The sequence below is a fragment of the Gillisia hiemivivida genome (genome assembly GCF_007997295.1).
Lineage (GTDB): Bacteria > Bacteroidota > Bacteroidia > Flavobacteriales > Flavobacteriaceae > Gillisia > Gillisia hiemivivida.
In genome coordinates this window covers 52,883-79,426 of the sequence record NZ_VORY01000015.1, presented here as the reverse complement: position 1 = coordinate 79,426, position 26,544 = coordinate 52,883, and the positions used below count along the sequence as shown (strand labels likewise).

The following is a 26,544-nucleotide window of genomic DNA, read 5'->3' as shown; positions in this document are numbered from 1 at the left end:
AATTAACAGGTATCAATTAACAATTTTTACATTGTTTACTGATCATTGCTTATTGATCATTGAAAAAGTAGTCTCAGGCAGACTCGAACTGCCGACCTCTACATTATCAGTGTAGCGCTCTAACCAGCTGAGCTATGAGACTCTACTTTATAGATTCAAGATTTAAAGATCTTAGAACCAAGACTCGCGTCTTGTCTCTTGTCTCTCTTTATCTTGTTTCTCTTTTTTTTATTATAATTAAATTGACAGGAATTAAGACCAAAAGCTTCTCTTGAGAACCTTTTTGATGTAATTGCGTTTTGCCTTTTAAAACGGCAAAATCTCTAGAAAGGAGGTGTTCCAGCCGCACCTTCCGGTACGGCTACCTTGTTACGACTTAGCCCCAGTTACCAGTTTTACCCTAGGCGGCTCCTTGCGGTGACCGACTTCAGGTACCCCCAGCTTCCATGGCTTGACGGGCGGTGTGTACAAGGCCCGGGAACGTATTCACCGCATCATGGCTGATATGCGATTACTAGCGATTCCAGCTTCACGGAGTCGAGTTGCAGACTCCGATCCGAACTGTGATAGGGTTTATAGATTCGCTCCTGGTCGCCCAGTGGCTGCTCTCTGTCCCTACCATTGTAGCACGTGTGTGGCCCAGGACGTAAGGGCCGTGATGATTTGACGTCATCCCCACCTTCCTCACAGTTTGCACTGGCAGTCTTGTTAGAGTTCCCGACATGACTCGCTGGCAACTAACAACAGGGGTTGCGCTCGTTATAGGACTTAACCTGACACCTCACGGCACGAGCTGACGACAACCATGCAGCACCTTGTAATTTGTCTTGCGAAAGATCTGTTTCCAAATCGGTCAAACTACATTTAAGCCCTGGTAAGGTTCCTCGCGTATCATCGAATTAAACCACATGCTCCACCGCTTGTGCGGGCCCCCGTCAATTCCTTTGAGTTTCATTCTTGCGAACGTACTCCCCAGGTGGGTTACTTATCACTTTCGCTTAGCCACTCAGTCTTGCGACCGAACAGCTAGTAACCATCGTTTACGGCGTAGACTACCAGGGTATCTAATCCTGTTCGCTACCTACGCTTTCGTCCATCAGCGTCAATGACTTATTAGTGATCTGCCTTCGCAATCGGTGTTCTATGTAATATCTATGCATTTCACCGCTACACTACATATTCCAACCACTTCATAAGTATTCAAGAACAACAGTATCAATGGCAATTCTATGGTTGAGCCACAGACTTTCACCGCTGACTGATTGTCCCGCCTACGGACCCTTTAAACCCAATGATTCCGGATAACGCTTGGATCCTCCGTATTACCGCGGCTGCTGGCACGGAGTTAGCCGATCCTTATTCGTAGAGTACCGTCAAGCTCCTACACGTAGGAGTGTTTCTTCCTCTATAAAAGCAGTTTACAACCCATAGGGCCGTCTTCCTGCACGCGGCATGGCTGGATCAGGCTCTCGCCCATTGTCCAATATTCCTCACTGCTGCCTCCCGTAGGAGTCTGGTCCGTGTCTCAGTACCAGTGTGGGGGATCTCCCTCTCAGGACCCCTATCTATCGAAGTCTAGGTAAGCCGTTACCTTACCTACTAACTAATAGAACGCATACTCATCTTGTAGCCATAAATGTTTAATTATCAAATAATGCTATCTAATAATACTATGGGGCATTAATCCAAATTTCTCTGGGCTATTCCCCTCTACAAGGTAGATTGTATACGCGTTACGCACCCGTGCGCCGGTCGTCGGCGGTGCAAGCACCCCGTTACCCCTCGACTTGCATGTGTTAAGCCTGCCGCTAGCGTTCATCCTGAGCCAGGATCAAACTCTTCATCGTTAATTTTTAAATATTGTAACAATTACAAGGTCTGTTTCAAGTATCAAATCTTGCGATTCAATACCTACTCAAAATATTCTTCTAGTCTTAATTCTTATCTTTTGGTTTCTTCTGCCATTCTTGCGAACAACATTGAAACGCGCTGTCAATTCAATATATCAATGAACTTATCTCCCCCTCCGCCTTCGGCTCCTCCCCCAAAGGGTGAGGATCATTCCGTAATTGGAAGGAAACTTTTTGATGAAACAAAAGGAGTTGAACCTCTTTCTTAACTACCCAACCTCGGGATCTCTTTTCAATAACTAATCGTGAACTTTACTACCGCTCAAAGCGGCTGCAAATATACAATGCTTTTTCTTTATCTTCCAAAACTATTTGAAGTTTTTTTTAGATAAATTTTTTAAGAACTTCGTCTCTTAAAACTTACATCATATTCTCACTAATCAAGGAACTTTTTGTGCCGCTAAACGCGGCTGCAAATATACCAACTTTAAATTCATTCCGGCAAACTTATTTTAAACTTTTTTTAAGTTAATTTCTAACCCTAAAAACGCTTGAATCTACCAGTATACAATGAACTTAGCCTCCAAATCAACTACTCGCTGATCGCTTAGCGGGTGCAAATATACGCCCTCTTTTTTCTTTACCACAAGCTTTTCTAGAAGTATTTTTTAAAATAATTTTAATCTTTTCTTAATGGTTTGGTATAACGGGAGTTACTGCAAAAGTTTTTTTCTTCATTTACGGGACTGAAAGGTTTTTAATATAATAAAAGGCATCAGTGATGCCCGCGCGTTAGGGATTGAAGCGGTAGCTTCCAATGGAACTTTGTGGAATTGGGACTACAAGCATAAAGCCCGGCCCCGAGTTTTACGAGGGGAAACGCCCAAAAACAAGAGACATTTACAGAAAGAAATCCCAGACAACACCAAATCTCACCAAGAAATCTCGATGAGGATGTTCTGGTGCAGCGAAATTATTATTACCGTCTATTAAAGAATTGAGATGTTCCAGCTTAAAAAAGATCCTGGTTTGTTTCACTTTTGCATTAAAAAAGAGATCTACTACAGGGAAGGCTCCATACTTCTGCTCATTCTGCACATAAAATTCTGCTAAAACAGGATCGTAGCCATCCATTTGGTAGCTAGTGAAATATTTTAATGTTAAACCTGTTTGCACATATAGGGCTCGCTTGAACCAATGGTCTTTATAATATAGCGAATTGCGGGTAGTGAGATCTGGAATATTTAAAACCCCGTCGCCATTTAGCACTTGTTGATACATCACTGTATTGTTTAAAGCAAACTTCCCGTACTGAAACTCTTTACTAGCCTTTACTTTAAAGTAACTGATCTCTCCACTCTCTTGAAAGGGTCTTGTTAATCCCTCTTCGTTTGCTGAGAAATAGGCATAGTTTGTTATTCGGGTAAAACTGGCATCTACATTTGCCCAATTAGTTGATTCTAGTTTTAAAGATAAACTTTGAGTATTGGTATTATCAAAATCGTTTTGCCAGTTGTAATTAATATAATCACTTTGATATAACTGAAAATTGAAATTTGGCGCACTTTCATTACTTCTAAGCTCAGCTTTGACCTGATTCTTCTTATTGATAAAATAATCTGCTCCGGCCATGAAATTATGACCACTAAAATCGCCAGCTACATTCACCATAAAATCACCATACATTTTTAGAGGTCCAAAGTTTTTAAAATACTCTGCTCCAGCGGCATAATTCTCACCGATAATTCTATTGGTGATAGTTTGATCTTCTAAAATAAAAATTGAGTTGTAACCATAATTATAATGGGTTATCCCCGCTTTTATCTTTAGCTCCCCAAGCGTGGTGTTAGCATATGTAACACCCGCAACATTATCTATGTTCCTTAATTTTACTTTATCGTTAAGATTGGTAGTTTTAAAGGATTCTCCAAACAAGGCAACTGGTGCGTCTTGCCTAAAAATATACTTCTTATCACTAAAATCCAGCTTATGGTCTATAGTAAGCCTATTGTTCTCTCCATTTGCAAGATCATATTCTTGAACCAGAAAGAAACGCTTACCAAATAAGACATTTTCTGCATTCTCAAATTTTACTTCTAAAATAGACCTATCGTCAAATTCTGGTTCTTTACCAATATATTGGGCTAATGCCTGCTCTGTCAATCCGCCATTTTCTCGATTCAGTAAATCTTGAGATACGAAATGAGTTTTAAGTCTATATTTATTATTAAGTGTTGCGTAATTAAATGTTGCTCTAAAATTTCCGGTACTGGTTAGTACATTCTGAAATTTCCCTAGCGACCGTAATCCCTTGTAGGCTACAGAAAAATTTAATCGCTCTGAGGTGTTGATTGTGAAAAAAGCATCTAGGGTTTGCCCTTGTTCTGGAACGGTTTTAAAATAAAGCTCGGTAAGTGGGGTCGGGACTTTATAATAGTAGATGTCGTCTGCTTCCATAAAATTATAATGCCTAGCTCTAGCACCGATTTCTGGGATTAGATCTCTGTCATTAAAATTATAGGCTAGCTTATTATAGGTTTGCCCAACATTGGCAAAAGGAACTAACTCGAAATTATCTTTTCTAAGATAATTGAATTTATAATCCTTTTCTATAGTTAGGGTAGTATCTACATAGGTGGAATCACCAGAAACAGAAAAAATCTTGTAGGCTGTGATGGGTGGTTTTTGCAGGGAGTCCTTTATACCATTTCTCTTTCGAGGTAAGTTTTCTCTAGATCTTTCATTACGTAAAGTATCATTTTGAATTAATCGATTATTTTCTGGCTTTTTCACAACCGGCTCCTGCGCAAACTGAAGTAAAGGGGATAAAAAAGCGAATATTAGAACTAAGAGTTGTTTCATACTATATAATGGACTGCTACAAAAGTAAAATAATAATATGAACCATGGTGGATATAGGCAGAAACAAAAAAACCGCCCAAACTTGTAATTTAAACAGTTAAATTACAATAGTTAAAAATGAGATTAACTAGAGCCTGACATTAATTCGCTAGAGAAAAACGATAATTTCTATCAATTTCTTGAAAACATTTAGGTTACGGCAAGATTCTTGGTTAATAAGCATTAGAAACAATTGAATTATTACAATTTATAGGAATACAATCTAAGAGTTCGTTTGAAGTTCGTAAGAAAGTTTCTATTTTCGCTAATAATTTTTAAATTTAAACAAAGAATGATGAAAAAAATTTTGCTAAGCTCACTATTTCTAACCGCTTTTACATTGAGCGCTCAGAATATAGATCTACCTACAGATTACGTTAGAAATACATTGGATGGTAAAAACGACCGTCAAAAAAATGTAGTTGGTAGTCCATATCAAAATGAAGATTTCCAGCCGGGAATAGTAACTATTGCAGACAAATCTTTTAATACATCTATACGCTATAATGCCTTGAATGATGTTTTTGAAACAAAAAATCAGGTAGGAGAAATTACCGCCCTTATAAGAAGACCAGATATTAAAATTACAATGGACGGGAAACAGCATAAGATCCAGACATATATTGATGATAATAATATGTCTAAACAAAGATATTTTGTAATACTGGCAGAAGGAGAAACCATGCTCTTAAAAAATGAAGGAATAGAATTTAAGGAAGCTCAACAGGCTTCAAGCAGCTACTCCCAGAGTAAGCCTGCTTCCCTAGTGCCTTATACAAAGTATTATCTTAAAAGAGGTGATCAAAAAGCGGTTGAAGTGAATTTGAGAAAAAAGTCTATTTTAAAAATATTAGATGACAAACGCGCTGAAAAATACGTGAAAGAGAATAAGTTGAAATTGAAAAATGAAGAAGAGGTAGTTCGTGTTTTGAATCATTACAATTCTCTTTAATCATTAAAGTAAATCACGCTTTCTAAAAGACAAGATGTAATCGTCCAAAACAGGATTGGTTATAAAAAAAGATAAAACCTGTGAAGTAATTTTCATAGGTTTTTTTATGTTATAAATGTTGAGTTTTTATCTTAAGCTTAAAAATAGGGTAGTTATTGCATAGATTATGAGGTTTATTGTTTTGAGATAATGTTGCTTATTAGTTCTTTATGTGAAATTTAGAATTACTGTTCAAACAGTTTTTATATTGTTATAAACGAATAGAACCATCCGTAAGCGCTAACTATCATACAAGGTCTATTTGTTGTGATAAAGAGCAAGCGAAATGGTGCCAGTGTATTTTAAAAATTATTTAGCATCCTTTCTGTTTTAAATCTATCGAACCATACAAATTCAACGGCTTGCTTTATAAGGATTACATGTTTCCAAAAGATACTTTTTCCCTTTGCCTTTAGATGTTATCGTAAATGAGTTAAATTGTAGTCACTATCAGTATATGACATAAAAAAAAGGCCGCCTTTTCAGGCAGCCTTTCATCTTCTATAATTTATTTATCTATTGTCTTGTATAAATTGCAGTGGCAGAATCACCAAAACCATTCACCCAGCTTATAGTCAAGGTTCCATCGTCATTTACAGTACCCGTTAGGTTAATTGTTGAACCGAAACCTTCTACCCATGATCCACTTAAAGAACCACAAACATCTTGGAAGTTTCCTTCAGTTTCAAAAGTATAACCATATGCAGCTCCGTACCATTCAATGTACAAACCAGCAACACCATCTGAAATAGTGTATTCAAGTTCTGAACCTTCAACCTTAGAAATAGTTACCGTGTAAGTGAAATCCTCTATAGGATTGTTTACAGGGGCACTATCTGTAGATTCACCAGAGCTCACAGCTGTATAAACACCCGCAAGATCAGAATCACACTGCTTAAAAATACTTAGTGTAAAAGTGGATTTAGACCCTACTAGCGTGCCTCCCTCTATTCCTTCGAGGTTTAAAACTAAGGTTGTAGTAGTTAGATCTGGAATTTCATCGAAGTTACCACTAATTTTAACCATGCCAACAAACTCTCCAGCAGGGATAATTAATGTACTTTGATCAATTGTGTATTCCGCTGGCGCTGCAGTAGAACTTGGATCAACGTTAAGTTGAATGGCTCTATCCTGATTAGACCTAGTGATTGCCTCAACCCTTAAAGTATAGGTTGCTCCATTTTCAGGCACTGGTAAAGTTGCACTTGAGTTAGAAAAGGCAGTTAAAGACTGGCCATTATCCACATCATATACAATCAAGTCCTCTTCACACCCTACAAGAGCAGTGAAGATTAAAGCTATTATTGAAAATCTATATATTAAATTTTTCATTATAATATTTAATTAAAATTAGTATCCTGGATTTTGTTGTTCACGTAAACCTGGGTTTGCGTTGAACTCTACAATAGGTAAAGGAAGGGTAAACCTGTAATCTGTTGGACTAAGGCTACATGCTCCATTAAAAGCACAATCTACAGGATCTTTAAGAACGCCTTGGTTTGCACGCACACCTAATCTCTTTAGATCCAGGTAACGGTGACCTTCATAAGCAAGTTCAATTCTTCTTTCTTCTAAAATATCTGCGAAAGCTTCAGTTTGATTTGCATACACAGGAAGCAAAGTATCATCCCCAAATCTCGCGTCTCTCATTCTTTTGATCAAGGAAGCGGTAGAATTTGTTGCTCCATTGAAACTTCCTCCATCTGCTCTCGCTTCAGCTAGGATCAATAGCATTTCAGAAGAACGGAAGATCTTTTGATCGTTCATTAATGGTCTTCCTTCAGATCCTGGATATTTATCAATAACTAAAATATCATTGTCTTCAGCACCAGGTCCGGAAGCATAATCAGGATCTACAACCGATGATGGGTGAACAATAACATCATATCTTACATCTGCAGTATCTAACTGATTAAATAAAGATCTACCAATTTCAAAGTAAGGAGATCCATCTACACCTCTTGTTACAAAAGCAAATCTGGCTCCTAACCAACCTTCTCCTGCAGGAGTTCCAGTAGCACCCTGTTGATCATAACTATCTCCAATGGTTCTTTCCAATTTGAAAATGATCTCGGCATTACTATCATCAAACCATATATCTTCATACTCTTCTTGAGTAGCAAGACCATACTTGTTCAATAATTGTTCTGCTAAAGGTCCTGCTACAGCATACTTTTGTCTGTAAGCAGCCATTCTTGCACGAAGGGCCTTTACAAAATCTAAACTAATAAAGGTAGGATCTTCCTGAGTTGAGATCAAGCTCTGCGCTTTATCAAGATCTGCGGTAATCAATGCAAAAACTTCAGCATTGGTATTTCTCAAAAGATTTTGATCAATAGTAGGCACAAAATCTACAGCGATAACACCTAATGCGCTATCATCTGTTAAGTCTGTACTAAAGAAGGATTGCAATCTAAAGTGCTGATAAGCTCTTATTGCATACGTCTCCCCAAGGATGTTGTTGTACAAAGCTTGCTCTCCATCTTCTGGAGTTAAAGCCTCTGCTGCCTCAATTAATCTGTTTGCGGCATTAATCGCAGCATAACTTCTTGTCCAAATGACCGCAGGAGTTGCAGAACCGGCATTCAAGGTGAATCCGTAATCCTGGAATCCTTGACCACCACTATCGAACCCAATAGCCAACTCATCTGTAAATACTGCTGTAAAGGCAATCTCAGGAGTAATATCCAGATTGTTATACACACCAAATAAACCGGCCTGTAAATCATCTACTGACTGGAAGGCAGCATCTTCATCTAACCGACCTGGCTGGTCAATTTCAATGGCATCGTTACAACCTACTGCAATGAACAGCAAGCTAAAAATATAAAATAAATTTACTTTTTTCATCTTTCTTGTTATTTTTTATAGTCCAATTTCTACTCCTACAGAAATAATTCTCGGGGTAGGGTAAATTCTAGAAGTGTTACTAAGTGCTTCTGCATCAAATCCTCTCCACTCGCTCAAGGTAAACAAATTCTCTCCATTGGCAAAAAGTCTTAATGAAGCTATACCTATACTATCAAGAGCATCTTTAGGAAGATTATATCCAAAACTTGCAAAACGTAATCTTAAGAAATCTGCATTTCTCAAATATCTGTCCGACGTTACACCAGCAAGGTTTGTAGCACGAAGAGCAGGAATATCTGTTACTCTGTTATCTGGAGTCCAAGCTCTCAGGATATCTCTTGAGTTCCTGAACTGAGCAATGTTATTAGGGCTCTGGAATCCGGAAAGATCAAAATCATACCTGTCCACACCTATTACATAATTGAACTGTGTTTGAATGAAAAATCCATTATAACTCATGTTCAATCCAAATCCACCATTATAGTCAGGGAAAATATTCTTGTCTAACCAAACACGATCCGTATCTGCATTAGGATTCTCTGTTACATCACCATCTGCGGTCAAGAACAACAAGTTTCCATTTGCCGGGTTTACACCTGCATATCTAATAGTGTAGTATTCAAATAGTTTACCACCATTTCTACCAGTACCAATTAACTCACCACCTTCTCTTGGAATATCTCCAAGCTCCTGCTTGTTGTAGTTACCAGTAAAAAACATGTCCATGTTGAAACCATCTTGGCCTCCACGAATAATATCGTACTTCAAACTTACGTCAACACCAGTATTGGTAAGAGTCCCTGTGTTAGCATTCAATAAAGTAATGGCATTAATAGCAGAGATTGGTGTACTTTGGAAAAGATCTGTAGTTTCCTTAACATACCCATCCACAGAACCTCTTAATCTTCTGTTGAAAACCTCGAAGTCAATACCAATGTTCGCCTGAGTTACAGTCTCCCATCTTAATGTATTGTTTGCAATTTGCGTTAAGAAAATAGAGTTTTGTCCTGCATATCCACCACCTGTACCAAAAAAGTTACGGGTAAGATCCGGTGCAGAGAAATAACTGCTTCCTGAAATTGTCTGGTTCCCAGCAGTTCCATAAGATGCTCTAAGTTTAAGGACATCAAAAATGGAGTTAGCCATGAACGCTTCATTGTTTATATTCCATCTTGCAGCAACCGAATAAAAGGTTGCCCATCTGTTACTTTCCGCAAATCTGTATGATGCATCTCTTCTCACAGTACCAGTAATACCGTAGGTAGTTGCATAATCATAATCTACTTGACTAAAGTAAGAGAACAAACCTGCATTTCTAATAGTTGCGTTTGCCTGATCTGTAAAGAAATCATTGTCTGAATTATCATCTACAAAACCTGCACCATCACCCGGAGAAAAAGTTTTTAGATCTATACCATCTGCATTGTATCCAAAACTTCTTAAATGCGCTTTAAAGTATTCAGTATATACTCCTGCATCTATCGTGTGATCACCAAAGGTTTTGTTATAATTTAAGGAAGTCACCTGATTAAAGGTAAAAACCCTTCTGGTTTGTTGGGCTTGAAAACCTGCAAGTGGATTAGCACCACCACCAAAAAGAATTGCGTTAAATGAATCTGATCTGTCTGCAGAGGTAAATACCTCATTTGTATAGTCAGAACTTAAAGTTGCATTAGCAGAAAAATCATCTGTAATTTTATAACCTGCATTTGCACTGGCTAAAATTTTCAATTCTTCATCAAATCTTGTGAAGTTCATTAACTTATCCATTAAGAATAACGGAGTATTCAAAAATGTCAAGCCTTGAGTCAATTCCAACCCTGACGTATAATCCTCTGGTGTAATATAAGGTGCAGACTGAAATGCTCCTAATACAAAGTTTTGGTTAATACCAGATCCTCCTATAGCGTTAGGCTCATTTGATTTAGAGTAGTTTAAGGAAACATTGGTTCCATAAGTAAATTTCTTATCATCAGATCTTCCCGTGATGTTATTTCTAACGTTGAATCTCTTAAGGTCTGATCCTTTAAGAATACCTTCTGTCTCAAAGAAACCAAGGGAGGTAAAAACAGTTGATTTTTCTCCACCAGCAGAAAGACTTAAGGTGTTGTTTTTAGTAATACCCGTTCTAAAAAACACATCTAACCAATCGGTTGTAGGAGCTGCAGCAATTTCTGCATCTGTTAAATCGTTTCCTCTACCGTTACCAAAAGTTCTTGTTAATTCAAGTTGCTCCTGAGAGTTCAAAAGATCGTAATCTGCATCTTGAAGCGTGTTGAAAGAAAGGATGGAAGTTGCAGTCATTTTTAAGGGTGAATTGAAAGAACCTTGTCTGGTTTCAATTATCACTACTCCGTTTGCACCACGGTTACCATAAATAGCGGTTGCACCTGCATCCTTTAGTACAGATATCGAAGCGATATCCTGTGGATTTAAACTTCTAAAGTTTCCTTCATCAACAGGTATTCCATCTATAATAAATAATGGTTGTGTGTTACCATTAATAGATGTAACCCCTCTAAGGTTGATGTTCGATGAAGCACCAGGCTGACCTGAACTTGTAGAAATGTTCAAACCGGCTACCTGTCCAGATAGAGTTTGTACAAAATTCGCATTTGGTCTGTTTTCAATAGACTCGGAAGTAATAGTTACAGAGGCAATACTGGACTTCTCTTTAGTAGAAGAACGGTAACCCTGAATCACTACTTCATCAAGTGCAGCAGCATCTACATCTAAAGTTGCGTTGATCACACGTGCGCCTCCAACAGCAATTTCATTTTTAGCGTAACCTACAAATGTAAACACAAGTATGTCGCCAGCCCTGGCACGTAAGGTGTAATTACCATCAAAATCTGTTTGAGTACCACTATTGGTATCCTTAATGATAATGTTTACCCCAGGAAGAGGTAAACCCTCTGAGTCACTTACCGTTCCTGTAACGGTTCTTTCCTGTGCAAAGGTTAATTGCACCATGAACACTAATAATAGTGTCAGAATTCCATTTAATTTTTTTTTCATTATTTTGTTAATTTGAATTAGCCAGCGCCAAAAATCTTAATAAATATTGGATAAAACAATATTATTCGAACCTTTGATGTGTTAAAATCTTAACACTACGCTATACGGTAGATGCATTAATTCCTAGAAGGTTGCGTCAAATATTAAAAAAAACATAACATTTGCATAATGTTATTGAATTCCTTTAATAAAAGCGGCGTAGAATGTGGAACCGATGAAGCCGGGAGGGGATGTCTTGCAGGCCCAGTGATTGCAGCAAGTGTTATACTTCCCAAGAAGTTTAAAAACACCCTATTAAACGATTCAAAAATAGTTAAAACCAGTAATAGAAATATTTTAAAAAAAATTATCGAAGAAGAAGCTATTTCTTTCGGAATTTCACATGTCTTTAATAAAGAGATCGATAAAATCAATATTTTAAACGCCTCTATCCTAGGAATGCATAAAGCGATCTTCAACATGCATCTTGTCCCAGATCATATACTGGTGGATGGAAATAGATTTAAAGTTTACAATAACATTCCTCATCTATGCGTAATAAAAGGGGATGGGAAATATTTGAATATTGCTGCTGCCTCCATTTTGGCTAAGACCTATAGAGATGAATTTATGAATTTAATTCACGAAGAGTTCCCAATGTATAACTGGAAACAGAATAAAGGCTATCCAACAAAGGAGCATAGAGCTGCCATTAAGAAATACGGAGTAACAAAATATCATCGATTAAGTTTTAAATTGCTGCCCGATCAGTTAAAATTAGAGTTATAACTTAGTACTTTTGTGTAAATCACTTTTATATGACCAGATTATTGACAGCCTTATTGGTTGTTTTTACTTTAATCTCCTGTGAGAAAGCAGAAAATTATTCCTCTGACCTGTTTAACTTTGTCCCGGAGAATTCCTACTATATTATTTCTTCAAATAATGTTCCTGCTTTTATAGCGAAAATAGATAGCTCTACTTTTTTTGATAAGGATAAATTACAATCTGGGTTTAATGTTATAGCCCTTAAAGAATACACTGATCTTCTTATACCCTCTAAATCATTAATTGCTTTTTCAAGAAAAGATTCTGTCACCTATAATTATCTTGTAATTGCTGAAGCTAAAAAAGACACTTTGGTTCTTAAGAAGCATCCTAATTTCTCTATTGAAAGCATTTCTACAGAGGAACTGGATTACAAGAAGATCACAATAGATAATAATATAACTTATTCTGTATTTATAGATAATACGATATTAGCTAGCTCTTCTAAAACTTTGCTAATTGATGCTATAAATCATTCACAATCCAACGATATCCGGACAGAATCTTTCCAAAAGGCAATTGCCGGAGCATCCTTAGATAAAACTTCGATTTTCATAAACCATTCCGCAGCTAAATTTAAAGCTCAGAAAAATAGTGGTCCGAATAAACTTTTGGGTACACCTATTTCAGACTGGAGTGTTGTAGACTTGGATCTTTCGTCCAAAAAAATCAACTTCAACGGGATTGCTGTCTCTAATACAGATTCTGAAAATATTCTGGAGATTTTCCAAAATGTCAAACATCAAAAAAATGAACTTCAGAATATCGTACCGATTTCTGCTAACAGATTCTATTCGTTCACTTACAAGGATTTCAAAAATGTAGATTCTAATCTGAAGAAATTTAAAAAGGACAGTCTGATATTGAACAACAATAATCTTCTGAATTTTACTAAAGAAGCTGGCGTAATTTATTTGAAAGAAGGTGTAGCTATAGCTTTAAATACTACCGATGCGCAACTGGCAAAAGAAACTTTGCCAAGTTCTGATGCCATGGCAACTGATTATCGCGGAGTTTCAATTTATTCTATCTCTGAAAACACGTATTTAAAATTCTTAGAGCCATTAATTCCTTCAGAAGGAGTTACCAAATATGCCTTTATTGAGAACTTCCTGGTGTATTCTAAAAATCAGGAAACCTTGGAATTGATAATTAGCAATTATCAAAATAACACTACTTATGCTAAACATGAATCTTTTCTTACTCTTCAAGCAGATCTAGCTGAATCTTCTTCTTTGTTGATTGTAAGCACACCTAACCTAACAAAGGATAAAAATTACAAGTCTCTTCCAATTCAAATCACAAATTCTTTATCCGAATATTTTGACAAGGACTATAACTTTTTAGCTATACAGTACGTAAAAAGTGATGGTTTTTCCCATATACATGGCTCGGTAACTAATGCTGGTTCAGAAAAGAGTGAGGATATTCAAGAGACAGTTACCATCTCTTTACCAGAATCTATCTCTGGCGAGCCGTTCTTGTTTTCCATTACCAACAAAACAAATGCAATTGTATATCAAGACATAAATAATGTACTATATGCTGTCTCGAACCAAGGAACAACACTTTGGAAAAAACAATTAGAAAGCAAAATATTAGGAGAGCTACAGCAAATAGACATTAATAAGAATGGTAGTAAGCACTTAGCTTTTGCAACTTTAAATAATTTTTTCGTGATAGATGCTAAGGGAAAAGAAACCCGTGGATTCCCTTTAAAATTTAATGATCTCATTACACAACCACTTGCCATATTTGATTATGATAACAAAGGAAATTACCGATTTGTGATCACACAAAAGAATAAGCTGCTTATGTATAATGCAAAAGGCAATTCGGTAAATGGGTTCGATTTTAAAGGTGCAACTTCTGAAATAATTCAGCCACCCAAACATATCAGGATAAAAAACAAGGATTATATCGTGGTTCCAGAAGAAAATGGAAAACTACATATATTAAGTAGACAAGGAAAAGAACGTATTACTGTAAAGGGAAAAATAGATTTTTCTGAAAGTGCTTGGTATGAGAACAGCAATAGTTTTGTATCCCTTGCCGAGGATGGCAAATTGCTGAAGATAGATTCCAATGGAAAAATAAGCAAAGTACAAGTTAAGGCTAGTAATGGCTTGAAAATTACAGCAAATGAAAATGTATTGGTGTTACTCTCTACTAATATATTAAAGATCAATAACCGAGAAATCCAGTTGGACTTTGGACTTTATACAGAGCCTTCTATATATAAGTTTGAAGGAAAAAGCTATATATCTATTGCAGATACCCAAGCTAAAAAAGTATATCTCTTTAATGAAAACGGAGAACTGCTGCCTAATTTCCCAACCTATGGTGTTGGTATTTCAGGTGTAACAAGCGCCAAGCAAGGAGTTTCCAGAACTGCCTTAATTTTGGGAGAAGGAAATGAAGTTATACTTTATAATTTTTAGTCTCAAATAATTACTGATTGTCCGCTTTTGTTTCAGTGAGTTGTTTTCAACTAATTCATACCAGATGTTACCGTCATGCTGAGACCTGTGATAAAAAATTATCTAGCGTAGGTTTTTGACGTATGATTGTTTCCAGCTGATTTATCTTATTAAGAACTTCTTTTTTGCAAGTGTAGTACTTCCAAGGCGTAAAATTTTCGAAGCCTTGGAGAAAATTTAGCCGTGGAAGTACGGTTCAAATTATGCGGTAGCATAATTGGAAACACCTACAAAAAAGTGTCCTTTTTTTGGTTCGTTTTGATTGCTTCCGACGAGTGAAACGAGAGGAAAGCATAACAAAAAAATGAACAATCTTAAAAATTAAACAGATCATTACCGACTAAAAGGAGTGTTTTCCAATTTCTTGAAATCACCTCAATCATAACAAAAAGCGTATTAAAAACTTGCAAAGAATTAGGTGTGTCAATTATCTATAAATCCGCAACTTATATAATACGTCAATGGTAACTTGTTTCAGCATCTCAAATATGTGGTAAAAGACCATGAAACTCGCGATGGTTCGGGACTGTGTGACGTGACAATTTCAAAGATGATAATTGGTTATTGGACTCAAAACGGATAGACGAAAAAATTATTATAAATTTTGCTATTTTTCATGATTTAGTTTAATTTTATATCTATTCAATAAATTGACTTATAGATAGTTAATAGTTAATATCAAAAACATTCCCCATTTATTAAGCTTCATTCAATTGGCTGTTTTCTGAAGTCTTTACAATTCCCCATCATACTCCCCTCAAATAACTAATTATATACTAACTAAACTTAGCATTATGAGAACTTTTTTATTAATATACCTGACGGCTATAAGTGCTTTTTTCGGCTTTGCACAAGACTGTAATACTTATTTTGCCATGGAAGAGGGCATCTCTTCACAAATCACTTCTTACGATAAAAAAGATAGGCCAGTTGCTATAGTAGATTATAAAATTACTGATGTACGTAATGAAAACGGCGCAAAAATAGCCAAAATCTCTTCTACTGTAAAAGATGAAAAAGGGGAACTAATCGCTACATCAGATTATGATGTAAGTTGCAAAGGAGATAAGATCTCTATAGATTTTAAGTCTATGATGAGTCCGCAGTTATTTGAACAATACAATGACATGGATTTTGAGATCACTGGAAATGATATTGAAATCCCAAATAATTTAAGTGTGGGTGATAAACTCCCCGATTCCAATATGGAAATGACCATGAATATGGGCGGAATGAATATGAAAATGAATGTGGCTATGAAAGACAGAAGTGTCACTGGAAAAGAATCTGTTACTACACCTGCTGGCACTTTTGATTGCGTAGTAATAACCTATACTTCAGAGTTTAAAATGGGCATGACTAAGAGTGGTACTGCTAAACAATGGCTTTCCAAAGGTGTAGGGATGGTAAAGCAGGAAGACTATAATGGGAACGGAAAACTAACAAGCAGTAGTCTGCTCACGGCTTTTAATAAGTAAAAATTAATTTTATGCTTTAAGCTGTGCTTCAAAAACAGTAGAAAAATGCTGTAATAGTTTTTTTTCAACTTCAGCAAGATCAACTTTCCTTACTCCTAACTCTACATTTAAAGAAGTAACGGATTTTCCCCGAATTCCGCAGGGAATTATATTATCGAAATAACCAAGATCTGCATTTATATTCAGTGCAAAACCATGCATAGTTACCCAGCGGCTGGCACGAACTCCCAGTGCACAGATCTTTCTGGCAAATGGCGTTCCTACATCCAACCAAACTCCTGTTTCACCTGGACTTCTATCTGGTTTTAATCCGTATTCCTTTAAAGTTAGAATAATGACTTCCTCTAAAAAACGCAGATATTTATGTATATCTGTAAAAAAATTGTCGAGATCCAAAATTGGATATCCCACTAGTTGTCCTGGGCCATGATAGGTAATATCTCCACCACGGTTTATCTTATAATATTTGGCATTCTTCTCTTCAAGCTGATCTTCGGTGAGTAATAAGTGCTCAAGATCGCCACTTTTGCCCATAGTATACACATGAGGATGCTCTACCATCAACAAATAATTTGGGGTTTCCAGAGAAAGTTCTTCTCTCCTATTCCTGATCTTTAGGTCTACAATAGATTGAAATAACTGCTCCTGATATTCCCAAGTTTCTTTATAATCTTTTAATCCAAGATCTTGAACCTCTACCAATTTGTTCATTGTTTCCCTTTGTTTAAAATAATTAAGGCTGCAATCACTCCTGGAATCCAACCAAGTAAAGTTAGAATGAGCACAATTAAAATAGATCCACATCCTTTGTCATATACTGCCAATGGGGGAAACAACACCGATAGAATAACTCTCCAAACACTCATTAATCCTTCTTTTTTAATCTTAATAGGGCAAAGATACCAATTAATAATTGCTGAAAATATCTCCTTTTTATTCTTTGTCACAGAAAAACTTGTCACTTATGTTTTGGACTAATAATCTTAACCCCATTGTCTTTTTTTATCTGCCCTTCATTTAGCTCACTGTTTCTTTTTTAATGGAGTTCGTGAACCTTCGGTTTCTTTTGCTGTACTTTCCTCTCGCTTCACTCGTCGGAAGCAATCAGAAACGAAGCAAAGAACCCGCCTGAACATTTCGGGCAGGAAAGACGCCTTTTTTAAGGAATTTTTTGGCAAAAAAACCAAAAACCGTGCTGAAATTCCCGCGGAACAACGATTGAAAAAATCGTCGCTCCTGAATCTCGGGAATTTCAGCACATATTCTACAAAAAAGGAGTAAAAAAACCAACTTTCAGATAGCAGTGATTCTTTCTAAATGATATGATTTTCAAATTGACTAGTTAAGTGAATGTCATTATATTTGCAACTTCTTATCCCTGAAGATAAGACACAAATTAAAAGACATCATGCAGCTATCTGAACAAGAAATTGTAAGAAGGGAAAAATTAGCTTCTCTTAGAAAATTAGGCATCAATCCTTATCCGGCAGATCTGTTTCCGGTAGATCATACAAGTGCCAAGATCAAATCTAATTTTGAAGAAGGCAAGAAGGTAGTAGTTGCAGGACGATTAATGTCCAGAAGAATTCAAGGAAAGGCATCTTTTGCAGATATCCAGGATTCTACAGGAAAGATCCAGGTATATTTCAATAGAGATGAAATTTGTCCTGATGAAGATAAAAGTAAATACAACGACGTATATAAAAAATTACTGGATATCGGTGATTTTATAGGGATCCACGGAGAGCTTTTTACTACACAAGTTGGAGAAAAGACGATCATGGTAAAAGAATTCTCATTGCTTAGTAAAGCATTGCGTCCATTACCACTTCCTAAAACAGATAAAGAAGGTCATATTTTTGATGAATTTAATGATCCGGAGCAACGTTATAGGCAGCGTTATGCAGATCTTGTAGTGAATCCTAAAGTGAAAGAGGTTTTTGTAAAAAGAACCAAACTTTTCAATGCCATGCGTAATTTCTTTAATGACGCAGGTTATTTTGAAGTTGAAACTCCGGTACTTCAGCCAATTCCGGGAGGAGCGGCGGCAAGACCATTTATGACGCATCACAATGCATTGGATATGCCACTTTATATGCGAATTGCGAACGAATTATATCTTAAAAGATTGATCGTAGGTGGTTTTGATGGGGTTTATGAGTTCTCAAAAAACTTCAGAAATGAAGGAATGGATAGAACGCATAATCCTGAGTTTACAGCCATGGAGATCTATGTTGCTTACAAAGATTACAATTGGATGATGGAATTCTGTGAGCGACTATTAGAACATTGTGCAATAGCTGTGAACGGAACAACAAAAGCCACTTTCGGGAAACATGAAATAGATTTCAAAGCACCGTATGCAAGAGTAACTATGGCAGATTCCATTAAACATTTTACTGGTTTTGATATTACCGGAAAGAGTGAATCTGAAATACGTCAGGCCGCCAAAGATCTTGGAGTTGATGTTGATGATACTATGGGTAAAGGGAAGCTTATAGATGAGATTTTTGGTGAAAAATGTGAGGGTAATTATATCCAGCCAACCTACATTACAGATTACCCAAAAGAAATGAGCCCTCTATGTAAAGAGCATAGAGATAATCCGGAATTAACGGAACGTTTTGAATTAATGGTTTGTGGAAAAGAAATAGCTAATGCTTATTCTGAATTAAACGACCCTATAGATCAACGTGAGCGCTTTGAGCATCAAATAGAATTGGCTAAAAAAGGAGATGATGAAGCTACAGGCGTTATAGATTATGATTTTTTACGCGCCTTAGAGTATGGAATGCCTCCAACATCTGGAATGGGTATTGGAATGGACAGATTAATCATGTACCTCACTAACAATCAATCTATACAAGAAGTGCTTTTCTTCCCTCAAATGAAACCGGAAAAGAAAGCGATAGTTCCAAAACCTGAAGATTTTATTAAAATTGGAGTGCCACAGGAATGGGTAGATGTTGTGATGCACGAATTTTTAAGTGTGACAAAACTTAAAGAGAACAAGGCAACACAAGTGCATCAAAAATTAAACGGTTTAAGAAAGAAAAATAAATTAACCATTGCTGCGCTTCAGTTAGAAGAAGTAGAAAAATGGTTCTAAAATGTTAATTTTTCAGTTTTTTTCTGAATAAATTAAACCTTTTCAAAATATTTCAGTCTAAAGGCTACCAAGAGGTAGTCTTTTTTCGTTTTAAATTTCCCTAAAGTTATTCTACTTCTTATATTCAAAATTATTAAATTAAAAAATCTTACATGACCAAACAGTTCTCCCACAAGCTATTATTGATAGCCTTGTCAATCTCTGTTTCCGGTTGTGCCGTTTTTCAGCCTAAAGACAAAAAGGCATCGGCGCAAACAGCAGCAAAATCGGAATCTAAAGACAAAAATGGTATTAAACCTTATGACAAGGTAATTACCAAAGAAGCTAAATCTGACAAAGGTTTATTTACAATCCACAAAGTAGAAGACAATTACTTTTACGAAATTCCTGACAGTCTCTTTAATCGGGAAATGCTTATGGTTACTCGTATAGCCCAAACTGCCGCTGGTATTGGTTTTGGTGGCGGGAAACAGAATGAGCAGGTTTTACGCTGGGAGAAAAAAGACAAAAGCGTTTTATTGAGGGTAGTTTCCCACGATGTTTATGCCGCAGATTCTCTTCCGATTCATGAGGCAGTGGTAAATTCCAACTTTGAGCCCATACTTTATTCTTTCGAAATTGAAGCTCTGCACAAAGACTCTTTAAGCAATTCCACGGTAATAAAAGTAACCGATCTTTTTAATAAAGACGTTCAGGCTCTAGGATTTCCTGAGAGAAGTCGTAAAAATTACAAAATCACCCGTCTTGATGAAAGTAGATCTTATATAGATACTATTAGAAGTTATCCTGAAAATATTGAAGTGCGTCATGTAAAAACGTATAATTCATCTGAACCACCTTCTAATTCAAGTACTGCTTCAATTTCAGTAAAAATGAGCAACTCCATGATCCTTCTTCCTAAGGTGCCTATGGAAAGAAGATATTATGATGAAAGAGTTGGCTGGTTTACAACCGGGCAAGTGGATTACGGACTAGAAGCTCAAAAAAGTGAAACTGTTCGTTACCTAGATCGTTGGAGACTTGAGGTAAAAGATGAAGATCTTGAGAAATTCAAGAACGGAGAACTGGTTGAGCCTAAGAAACAAATTGTTTATTATATAGATAGAGCCACTCCAAAACAGTGGATTCCATTTATTAAAGAAGGTATAGAAGATTGGCAAGTTGCTTTTGAAGCTGCCGGCTTTAAAAATGCCATTATAGCAAAAGATCCTCCAACAAAAGAAGAGGATCCAGATTGGAGCCCTGAAGATGCAAGATATTCTGTAGTAAGATATTTAGCTTCTCCAATTCCTAATGCAAATGGTCCTCATGTGAGTGATCCTCGTTCCGGAGAAATATTGGAATCGGATATTAACTGGTACCATAACGTAATGACTCTTTTAAGAAACTGGTTCTTTGTGCAAACAGCTGCTATAAATCCAGAAGCACAAGGTGTGGCTTTTAAAGATGAAGTAATGGGTCGACTTATCAGATTTGTGTCTTCTCACGAGGTTGGACACACATTAGGTCTTCCACATAATATGGGAAGCAGTGTTGCATATTCTGTAGAAGATTTAAGAGATCCGGAATTCACTAAAAAATATGGTACTGCACCTTCTATAATGGATTATGCCCGTTTTAATTATATCGCGCAACCTGAAGATGGAGACGTTGCTTTAATGCCGGAAGTAGGGCCATATGATAAATATGCAATTATGTGGGGTTATAAGCCTTTACTAGAAAAAAAGGGAGTAGAAGAAAAACCAATTTTGGATCAATGGATCTTGGAAAAGGCTGATGATCCTATCTACCGTTTTGGAGCCCAGCAAAGAGGTGTCATTGATCCTACTTCACAAACCGAAGATCTTGGTGACGACGCTGTACTTGCCAGTCAATACGGAATAAAGAATCTTAAAAGAATAATTCCTAATCTTATTGAATGGACTGCAGAAGACGGTAAAGATTATGATGATTTAGAGACTATGTATGGACAGGTTTTAGGACAGTACAACCGTTACATGGGTCACGTTGCAGCAAATATCGGCGGTGTGAAAAAATTCACCAAGACCTATGATCAGGATGGAGCTGTATATTTTCACGTAACAGCAGATAAGCAAAAGGTAGCAATGAAATTCCTTCAGGATGAATTGTTCTCTACCCCGGAATGGCTTATTGATCAGGATATCTTTAATAAGATTGAATTTGATGGAAATGTAGAGCGTTTAAGAGGTACTCAGGAAAGAACTTTAAACAATTTGCTAGACTTCGGAAGAATGGCAAGGCTTATTGAAAACAGTGAGATAAACGGAAGAGAAGCTTATGGTCTTCTAGATATGATGAGCGAACTTAGAAACGGAGTTTGGAGCGAACTTAGAAAAGGTGGTGAAATTAGCACCTACCGTAGAAACCTTCAACGTGCATATATAAACAGAATGGATTACTTAATGACACAGGAACAACAAAACAGCCGATTTAGCCGCGGAACGAGTGTTGATGTTGCCCAGAGTGACATTAGACCTGTAGTAAGAGGAGAACTGGTTACTTTACAGCGTAACATTAGAAACGCGGTAGGAAGATCTAATGATCAGTTAACCCGTTATCATTTAATGGATGCTTTGGAAAGAATTGATCTAATCCTAAATCCTATTGCAAAAGGCTAATTTTCTTTTAAAATTTTAAGATTTGAAACGGTTGCTTTAACAGCAACCGTTTTTTTGTGTTAAAACATATTTAACAATTCATAAATTGCTTATTTTTAGATGTTTAAGTATTAATTAATAATTTAAATCATGAAAAAAATAAGTTTAGTATTAATAATGCTAATGTCCTCCTTTGCAGCTTTTGCACAGGTAGAAAAAGTGCATAAGGATAAAGACAAAGATCATATGGAGCATAAAGAAATGAAACATATGGAAATGAAGTCTCATGATGAAGACGCCACTATGTATTCTGATAAAATGGCTGCTAAATTGAGTTTGAATGCGGAACAAAAAGCAGACTTAAAAAAAGCTCAACAGAAAAGATGGGAAAGCATGAAGGAGTTGAAGGCAGGTCACAGAGCAGAAATGACCGAAGAAGATGCAGAGGATATGCCACAAGAAAAAGCCGAAATGCATGAACAGAGGATGAAAATCCAGGATGACTTCAAAGAAGATATAAGAGAAATTCTTGATGATAAGCAGTTCGCAAGATGGGAAGTTATGCACAATGAAGAGATGAAAATGGATAAGGAAAAAATGATGATGCACAAGGACAAGTCGAAAATGAAAGGGAATAAAAAAGATCATGACGATGATGGATCAGAATATTAACCATAGTATCACATATGTTTTTAAGGTTTTTACAGAAAATTAAATGTTTAACTAATTAATCTGTAATTAATTGACAAAAGCTTCGACAATTTAAAAAGCCAATTGCAAATATTTAAAATTTGCATTCATTGTTTAGAACCCACTAAATTATTTTAGTGGGTTTTTGAATTTTAAAATGTATTCAATTTTAAACCTTTTTTAAAACTATGAGTCTAACCAGTATAGAATATAAAATTTATTTCATATTCTAGATTATTCTACCCTACATAGCCACCTCATAAAATGAGGTGGCTTTTATATTATACTATAGTTATTAATTAAGCTTTCATCTTTTCGGTTACAAAAACCTGAATACAACTGCTTATAACATAACCTAACGCAAAGGCCCATAAAGCCATCCAGAAAAGCCGGCACTAGTGTATGCAGCTTCTCCCCATTTACTTAAAAAATTTTGCATAATCCTAATCGTTTATTCTAATCTATTGTTGCATTTTTTAACCTCAACGCATTTGCAATAACAGAGACTGAACTAAAGCTCATTGCTAATGCTGCGATCATTGGGGATAACAGCAATCCAAAAAAGGGATAAAGTACCCCGGCAGCAACCGGAACTCCTAAAGTATTGTAGATAAGTGCAAAAAATAAATTCTGTTTGATGTTTCTCATCACCTTTTCACTTAATCTTTTTGCCTTTACAACTCCTTGCAGATCTCCTTTTACCAAAGTGATCTTTGCGCTTTCTATAGCTACATCGGTTCCCGTTCCCATGGCAATTCCTACATTAGATTTAGCTAAAGCAGGTGCATCGTTAATCCCATCGCCTGCCATGGCAACTAATTTTCCTTGATCTTGGAGTTTTTTCACTTCATTCAATTTATCTTCAGGTAACATTCCCGCTTTAAACCCAGATAGATGAAGTTTATCTGCTACAGCCTGAGCTGTCTTTTTGTTATCTCCTGTCAACATAATAACCTCTATCCCATCATCCATCAATTCCTTTATAGCTTGGGCACTGGTTTTTTTAATAGGATCGGTGATGGTAATATATCCCACAATTTCATGGTTTACTGCAACATAAGAAACTGTTTTACCCTGCTCTTGTTCGCTCTCAACCTGACTTTTAAATTCTGAAGTTATCTCTGCATTCTCCTCAACCATCAACTTATCATTTCCAATAGCAACTTTTTTTCCATCAATTTCCCCAGTCACCCCTTTTCCAGTAACCGAATTAAAATTGACTGCTTCAATTAAACTCACATTTTTATCTTTCGCGAAATTTACTGTTGCCTGGGCGAGTGGATGTTCGCTCATTGAGTTCACAGAGCCTACAAATCTTAAAACCTCATCTTCAGAATAAGAAGATTCTAATGAAACTACTTTTTCTACTGAAGGCTTTCCTTCAGTAATTGTTCCAGTTTTATCAATAATAAGCACATCTACTTTATCCATTTGCTCTAAAGCCTCAGCATTTTTAATAAGCACTCCATTTTGTGCGCCTTTCCCAACACCAACCATCACAGACATTGGTGTGGCTAGTCCCAGAGCGCAAGGGCATGCAATTATTAAGACTGCAATAGCGTTTATCATGGCATAAGCATACGAAGGTTCTGGACCATAGATTGCCCAAATAACGAAGGTGATCACAGAGATCAACACTACAATAGGCACAAAATAACCTGAAATTCTATCGGCTAATTTTTGAATTGGCGCTTGCGATCTACTGGCATCATTCACCATTTTTATAATTTGAGCCAGTAAAGTTTCGTTTCCAACTTTTTCGGCTTTCATGGTAAAGCTTTGGTTCCCATTGATAGTTCCAGAACTCACTTTATCACCTTCAACCTTATCTACTGGAATAGGCTCACCTGTAATCATAGATTCATCTAGGCTACTCTGACCCTTTTCAATTGTTCCATCTACAGGAATTTTGTCTCCTGGTTTTACACGTAAGAGATCGCCCACCATAATTTGATCTGTAGGCACTTCTTTTTCTACTCCATCAACAATCTTATAAGCTTTATTTGGAGCGAGTTTTAAAAGTTCTTTTATAGCGCTATTCGTTCTACTGTGGGCTCTGGCTTCTAATAGCTGACCCAAAAGCACCAGCGTTAAAATAACGGTAGCCGCTTCTAAATAAATATGCACCGTACCAGCATCGGTTTTAAACTGATCTGGAAAAAGGCCGGGGAAAAGCAATCCAAATACACTAAAAACCCAAGCCACACCTGCACCTATTCCAATTAAGGTGAACATATTAAGGTTCCAAGTGATTATAGATTTATAAGCTCTTTCAAAAAACATCCAAGTAGCATAAAATACTACAGGAATGGAAAGGCCTAACTGGATCCAATTCCAGGTTTTCATATCCAACCAATCATAAAGCGGGTTTCCCGGAATCATTTCAGACATCGCGATCAAAAAGATTGGAAGGGTAAAGAGTACTGCGAGCTTAAATTTTTTGAGTAGCTTCATGTAAGTTTTTGCTTCCGCAGAAACATCTGCTTTCATTGGCACTAGGTCCATTCCGCAAATGGGGCAATCTCCAGGCTCATCTCTTACGATCTCTGGGTGCATTGGACACGTATACTGTGCAGCTGATGATTTTAAACTCATTTCTTCTACAAGATCCATCCCGCAAACTGGACAGTCTCCAGGTTCATTATAGGTCTTATCCCCTTCACAGTGCATCGGGCAATAAAAAGTTCCTGTTCCTTTTTCATTGGTTTTAGAAGACCCATTCTCCTTTGCATTTGGAGCTTTTCCGTGAGGATAAATCTGATAGGTTCCTCCTTCTTTCTCTAATACCTCTTGAAATTTTTGAATCTTAATGTGAGATTCCATTTCTACAACGGCTTCCTTCTTTTCAAGATCTACTATGGCTTTAGAGACTCCTTCTACAGCGTTTAGAACCTTTTCCACATGTGTACTACAGCCATTACAAGTCATTCCTGTAATATCATAAGTATGACTCATGATTTTTCCTGGTTCATGTATCTCATAACCTCCTCCATCTACTTTTAAAGCTTTTTGAAACTGACTCAGTTCAACGTGAGTATCCATTTCTATTTCTGCTTCAGCTTTTTCCAAATCTACAGATGCGTTAGAAACACCTTTTATATCCTTTAACGTGTTTTCTACATGGGTTCTGCAACCATTACAGGTCATTCCAGAAATTTTATACTTATGTTTCATGTCTTCTAAATTCAAGAAAACCCAGACGAATCCAGGTTTTAAACTAATTAAATTAATAATTTTTATTAAGCGGCATAGGCCTCGCATGCTTTTTCACATTCGCGACATGCTTGTGCACAATCTTTACAATGTTGTGTGTCATGTTTCTCACATTCCTCTGCACATGACTTGCAAACCTGTTTACAATAATCTACTAGACCTTGGACATCTTTATAGTTAGTTGCCAGAATTTGACTTAAAGCCGCACAGGCTTCTGCACAAGCCCGGTCTACTCTAATGCAGTCTACCATCATTTTCACATTGTCTTCATCTAGGCAAGCATCTGCACAATAATTACAGTGGTTAATACAGTTTCCTAATGCATGAATCAATTTTTCATTTCTCATAACTCTGGTTTTTAAGTTTCTATTCAAAGTTAACTATTATAAAAACTAAAGACTTTTAATATTATGGTAAGATTTTATGAAAATATAGGAAAATCAAGAACCTCGGGGCAAGCCCACGTGGTATGTCCCGATGGTTCGGGAGGAAAATCCTTTTAAAAGTTCGAGGCAAGCCCGCCTGAACGTATCGGGCAG

The 26,544-nt window shown here is 36.6% G+C and carries 15 protein-coding genes, 1 tRNA gene, 1 rRNA gene and 1 pseudogene; 7 read left to right on the top strand and 11 right to left on the bottom strand.

Annotation, left to right across the window (positions count from 1 at the left end):
• Positions 1 to 68: 68 nt before the first annotated feature.
• From ES724_RS12140 to ES724_RS12130, 3 genes are all read right to left on the bottom strand, one after another.
• Positions 69 to 142: transfer RNA gene (locus ES724_RS12140), tRNA-Ile, on the bottom strand.
• Positions 143 to 327: 185 nt separating this feature from the next.
• Positions 328 to 1,847 (bottom strand): 16S ribosomal RNA (locus ES724_RS12135).
• Between the two features lie 903 nt (positions 1,848 to 2,750).
• Entirely contained in the window at positions 2,751 to 4,712 is a 1,962-nt protein-coding gene (locus ES724_RS12130) for a putative porin (RefSeq protein ID WP_146933285.1), read from the bottom strand.
• 331 nt (positions 4,713 to 5,043) lie between these two features.
• On the opposite strand from ES724_RS12130, the gene ES724_RS12125 reads away from it, so the two are divergent.
• Positions 5,044 to 5,703: a hypothetical protein gene (locus tag ES724_RS12125; RefSeq protein ID WP_170249891.1), complete on the top strand. Its 660-nt coding sequence runs from the start codon at positions 5,044 to 5,046 to the stop codon at positions 5,701 to 5,703.
• 555 nt (positions 5,704 to 6,258) lie between these two features.
• Here the strand turns inward: ES724_RS12125 and ES724_RS12120 are convergent.
• The 3 genes from ES724_RS12120 to ES724_RS12110 are packed head-to-tail and all read right to left on the bottom strand — an operon-like array spanning position 6,259 to position 11,610.
• A complete protein-coding gene (locus ES724_RS12120) occupies positions 6,259 to 7,074 on the bottom strand; it encodes a hypothetical protein (protein WP_146933282.1) in 816 nt (271 codons plus the stop codon).
• Positions 7,075 to 7,092: 18 nt separating this feature from the next.
• On the bottom strand, positions 7,093 to 8,592 hold the full coding sequence (locus tag ES724_RS12115) for a RagB/SusD family nutrient uptake outer membrane protein (RefSeq protein ID WP_146933280.1): 1,500 nt from the start codon (positions 8,590 to 8,592) through the stop codon (positions 7,093 to 7,095).
• A gap of 15 nt (positions 8,593 to 8,607) precedes the next feature.
• On the bottom strand, positions 8,608 to 11,610 hold the full coding sequence (locus tag ES724_RS12110) for a SusC/RagA family TonB-linked outer membrane protein (protein ID WP_146933278.1): 3,003 nt from the start codon (positions 11,608 to 11,610) through the stop codon (positions 8,608 to 8,610).
• Positions 11,611 to 11,778: 168 nt separating this feature from the next.
• On the opposite strand from ES724_RS12110, the gene ES724_RS12105 reads away from it, so the two are divergent.
• The 3 genes from ES724_RS12105 (at position 11,779) to ES724_RS12095 (ending at position 16,375) form a co-directional block, all read left to right on the top strand.
• Entirely contained in the window at positions 11,779 to 12,378 is a 600-nt protein-coding gene (locus tag ES724_RS12105; protein ID WP_146933276.1) for a ribonuclease HII, read from the top strand.
• A 29-nt stretch (positions 12,379 to 12,407) separates the two neighbouring features.
• Positions 12,408 to 14,858: a DUF3352 domain-containing protein gene (locus tag ES724_RS12100; protein WP_146933274.1), complete on the top strand. Its 2,451-nt coding sequence runs from the start codon at positions 12,408 to 12,410 to the stop codon at positions 14,856 to 14,858.
• 833 nt (positions 14,859 to 15,691) lie between these two features.
• The gene (locus ES724_RS12095) at positions 15,692 to 16,375 is read left to right on the top strand and encodes a TapB family protein (RefSeq protein ID WP_146933272.1); all 684 of its coding nucleotides are present in this window, start codon (positions 15,692 to 15,694) and stop codon (positions 16,373 to 16,375) included.
• Between the two features lie 9 nt (positions 16,376 to 16,384).
• Here ES724_RS12095 and lipB read toward each other — a convergent pair whose 3' ends face one another.
• Both lipB and ES724_RS12085 read right to left on the bottom strand, forming a co-directional pair.
• Positions 16,385 to 17,086 (bottom strand): lipoyl(octanoyl) transferase LipB, encoded by a 702-nt coding sequence (gene lipB / locus ES724_RS12090; RefSeq protein ID WP_146933270.1) that lies wholly within the window; start codon positions 17,084 to 17,086, stop codon positions 16,385 to 16,387.
• Entirely contained in the window at positions 17,083 to 17,241 is a 159-nt protein-coding gene (locus ES724_RS12085) for a YqaE/Pmp3 family membrane protein (RefSeq protein ID WP_146933291.1), read from the bottom strand. The genes lipB and ES724_RS12085 overlap by 4 nt, the downstream gene beginning before the upstream one ends.
• 542 nt (positions 17,242 to 17,783) lie before the next feature.
• Between ES724_RS12085 and lysS the strand changes: the two genes are divergently transcribed.
• The 3 genes from lysS (at position 17,784) to ES724_RS12070 (ending at position 22,774) form a co-directional block, all read left to right on the top strand.
• Positions 17,784 to 19,484, top strand: a complete 1,701-nt coding sequence (gene lysS / locus ES724_RS12080; RefSeq protein ID WP_146933268.1) for a lysine--tRNA ligase — start codon at positions 17,784 to 17,786, stop codon at positions 19,482 to 19,484.
• A 152-nt stretch (positions 19,485 to 19,636) separates the two neighbouring features.
• The gene (locus tag ES724_RS12075) at positions 19,637 to 22,123 is read left to right on the top strand and encodes a zinc-dependent metalloprotease (protein ID WP_146933266.1); all 2,487 of its coding nucleotides are present in this window, start codon (positions 19,637 to 19,639) and stop codon (positions 22,121 to 22,123) included.
• A gap of 129 nt (positions 22,124 to 22,252) precedes the next feature.
• Positions 22,253 to 22,774 carry a hypothetical protein gene (locus tag ES724_RS12070; protein WP_146933264.1) on the top strand — a complete coding sequence of 174 codons (522 nt, stop codon included), beginning with the start codon at positions 22,253 to 22,255 and terminating at the stop codon, positions 22,772 to 22,774.
• A 329-nt stretch (positions 22,775 to 23,103) separates the two neighbouring features.
• Here the strand turns inward: ES724_RS12070 and ES724_RS16780 are convergent.
• The 3 genes and pseudogenes from ES724_RS16780 to ES724_RS12055 form a co-directional block, all read right to left on the bottom strand.
• Positions 23,104 to 23,231 (bottom strand): annotated as a pseudogene (locus tag ES724_RS16780) (permease); the annotation flags it as partial.
• A 17-nt stretch (positions 23,232 to 23,248) separates the two neighbouring features.
• Complete coding sequence (locus tag ES724_RS12060) at positions 23,249 to 25,966, bottom strand: heavy metal translocating P-type ATPase (RefSeq protein WP_146933262.1); 2,718 nt, start codon at positions 25,964 to 25,966, stop codon at positions 23,249 to 23,251.
• A gap of 65 nt (positions 25,967 to 26,031) precedes the next feature.
• Positions 26,032 to 26,352 (bottom strand): four-helix bundle copper-binding protein, encoded by a 321-nt coding sequence (locus tag ES724_RS12055; RefSeq protein WP_146933260.1) that lies wholly within the window; start codon positions 26,350 to 26,352, stop codon positions 26,032 to 26,034.
• Positions 26,353 to 26,544: the final 192 nt, after the last annotated feature.

What these genes read in the sequence shown, in the direction of transcription:
- ES724_RS12130 (WP_146933285.1), bottom strand. Translation starts at nt 4,712, where the DNA reads ATGAAACAACTCTTAGTTCTAATATTCGCTTTTTTATCCCCTTTACTT.
- ES724_RS12125 (WP_170249891.1), top strand. Translation starts at nt 5,044, where the DNA reads ATGATGAAAAAAATTTTGCTAAGCTCACTATTTCTAACCGCTTTTACA.
- ES724_RS12120 (WP_146933282.1), bottom strand. Translation starts at nt 7,074, where the DNA reads ATGAAAAATTTAATATATAGATTTTCAATAATAGCTTTAATCTTCACT.
- ES724_RS12115 (WP_146933280.1), bottom strand. Translation starts at nt 8,592, where the DNA reads ATGAAAAAAGTAAATTTATTTTATATTTTTAGCTTGCTGTTCATTGCA.
- ES724_RS12110 (WP_146933278.1), bottom strand. Translation starts at nt 11,610, where the DNA reads ATGAAAAAAAAATTAAATGGAATTCTGACACTATTATTAGTGTTCATG.
- ES724_RS12105 (WP_146933276.1), top strand. Translation starts at nt 11,779, where the DNA reads ATGTTATTGAATTCCTTTAATAAAAGCGGCGTAGAATGTGGAACCGAT.
- ES724_RS12100 (WP_146933274.1), top strand. Translation starts at nt 12,408, where the DNA reads ATGACCAGATTATTGACAGCCTTATTGGTTGTTTTTACTTTAATCTCC.
- ES724_RS12095 (WP_146933272.1), top strand. Translation starts at nt 15,692, where the DNA reads ATGAGAACTTTTTTATTAATATACCTGACGGCTATAAGTGCTTTTTTC.
- lipB (WP_146933270.1), bottom strand. Translation starts at nt 17,086, where the DNA reads ATGAACAAATTGGTAGAGGTTCAAGATCTTGGATTAAAAGATTATAAA.
- ES724_RS12085 (WP_146933291.1), bottom strand. Translation starts at nt 17,241, where the DNA reads ATGAGTGTTTGGAGAGTTATTCTATCGGTGTTGTTTCCCCCATTGGCA.
- lysS (WP_146933268.1), top strand. Translation starts at nt 17,784, where the DNA reads ATGCAGCTATCTGAACAAGAAATTGTAAGAAGGGAAAAATTAGCTTCT.
- ES724_RS12075 (WP_146933266.1), top strand. Translation starts at nt 19,637, where the DNA reads ATGACCAAACAGTTCTCCCACAAGCTATTATTGATAGCCTTGTCAATC.
- ES724_RS12070 (WP_146933264.1), top strand. Translation starts at nt 22,253, where the DNA reads ATGAAAAAAATAAGTTTAGTATTAATAATGCTAATGTCCTCCTTTGCA.
- ES724_RS12060 (WP_146933262.1), bottom strand. Translation starts at nt 25,966, where the DNA reads ATGAAACATAAGTATAAAATTTCTGGAATGACCTGTAATGGTTGCAGA.
- ES724_RS12055 (WP_146933260.1), bottom strand. Translation starts at nt 26,352, where the DNA reads ATGAGAAATGAAAAATTGATTCATGCATTAGGAAACTGTATTAACCAC.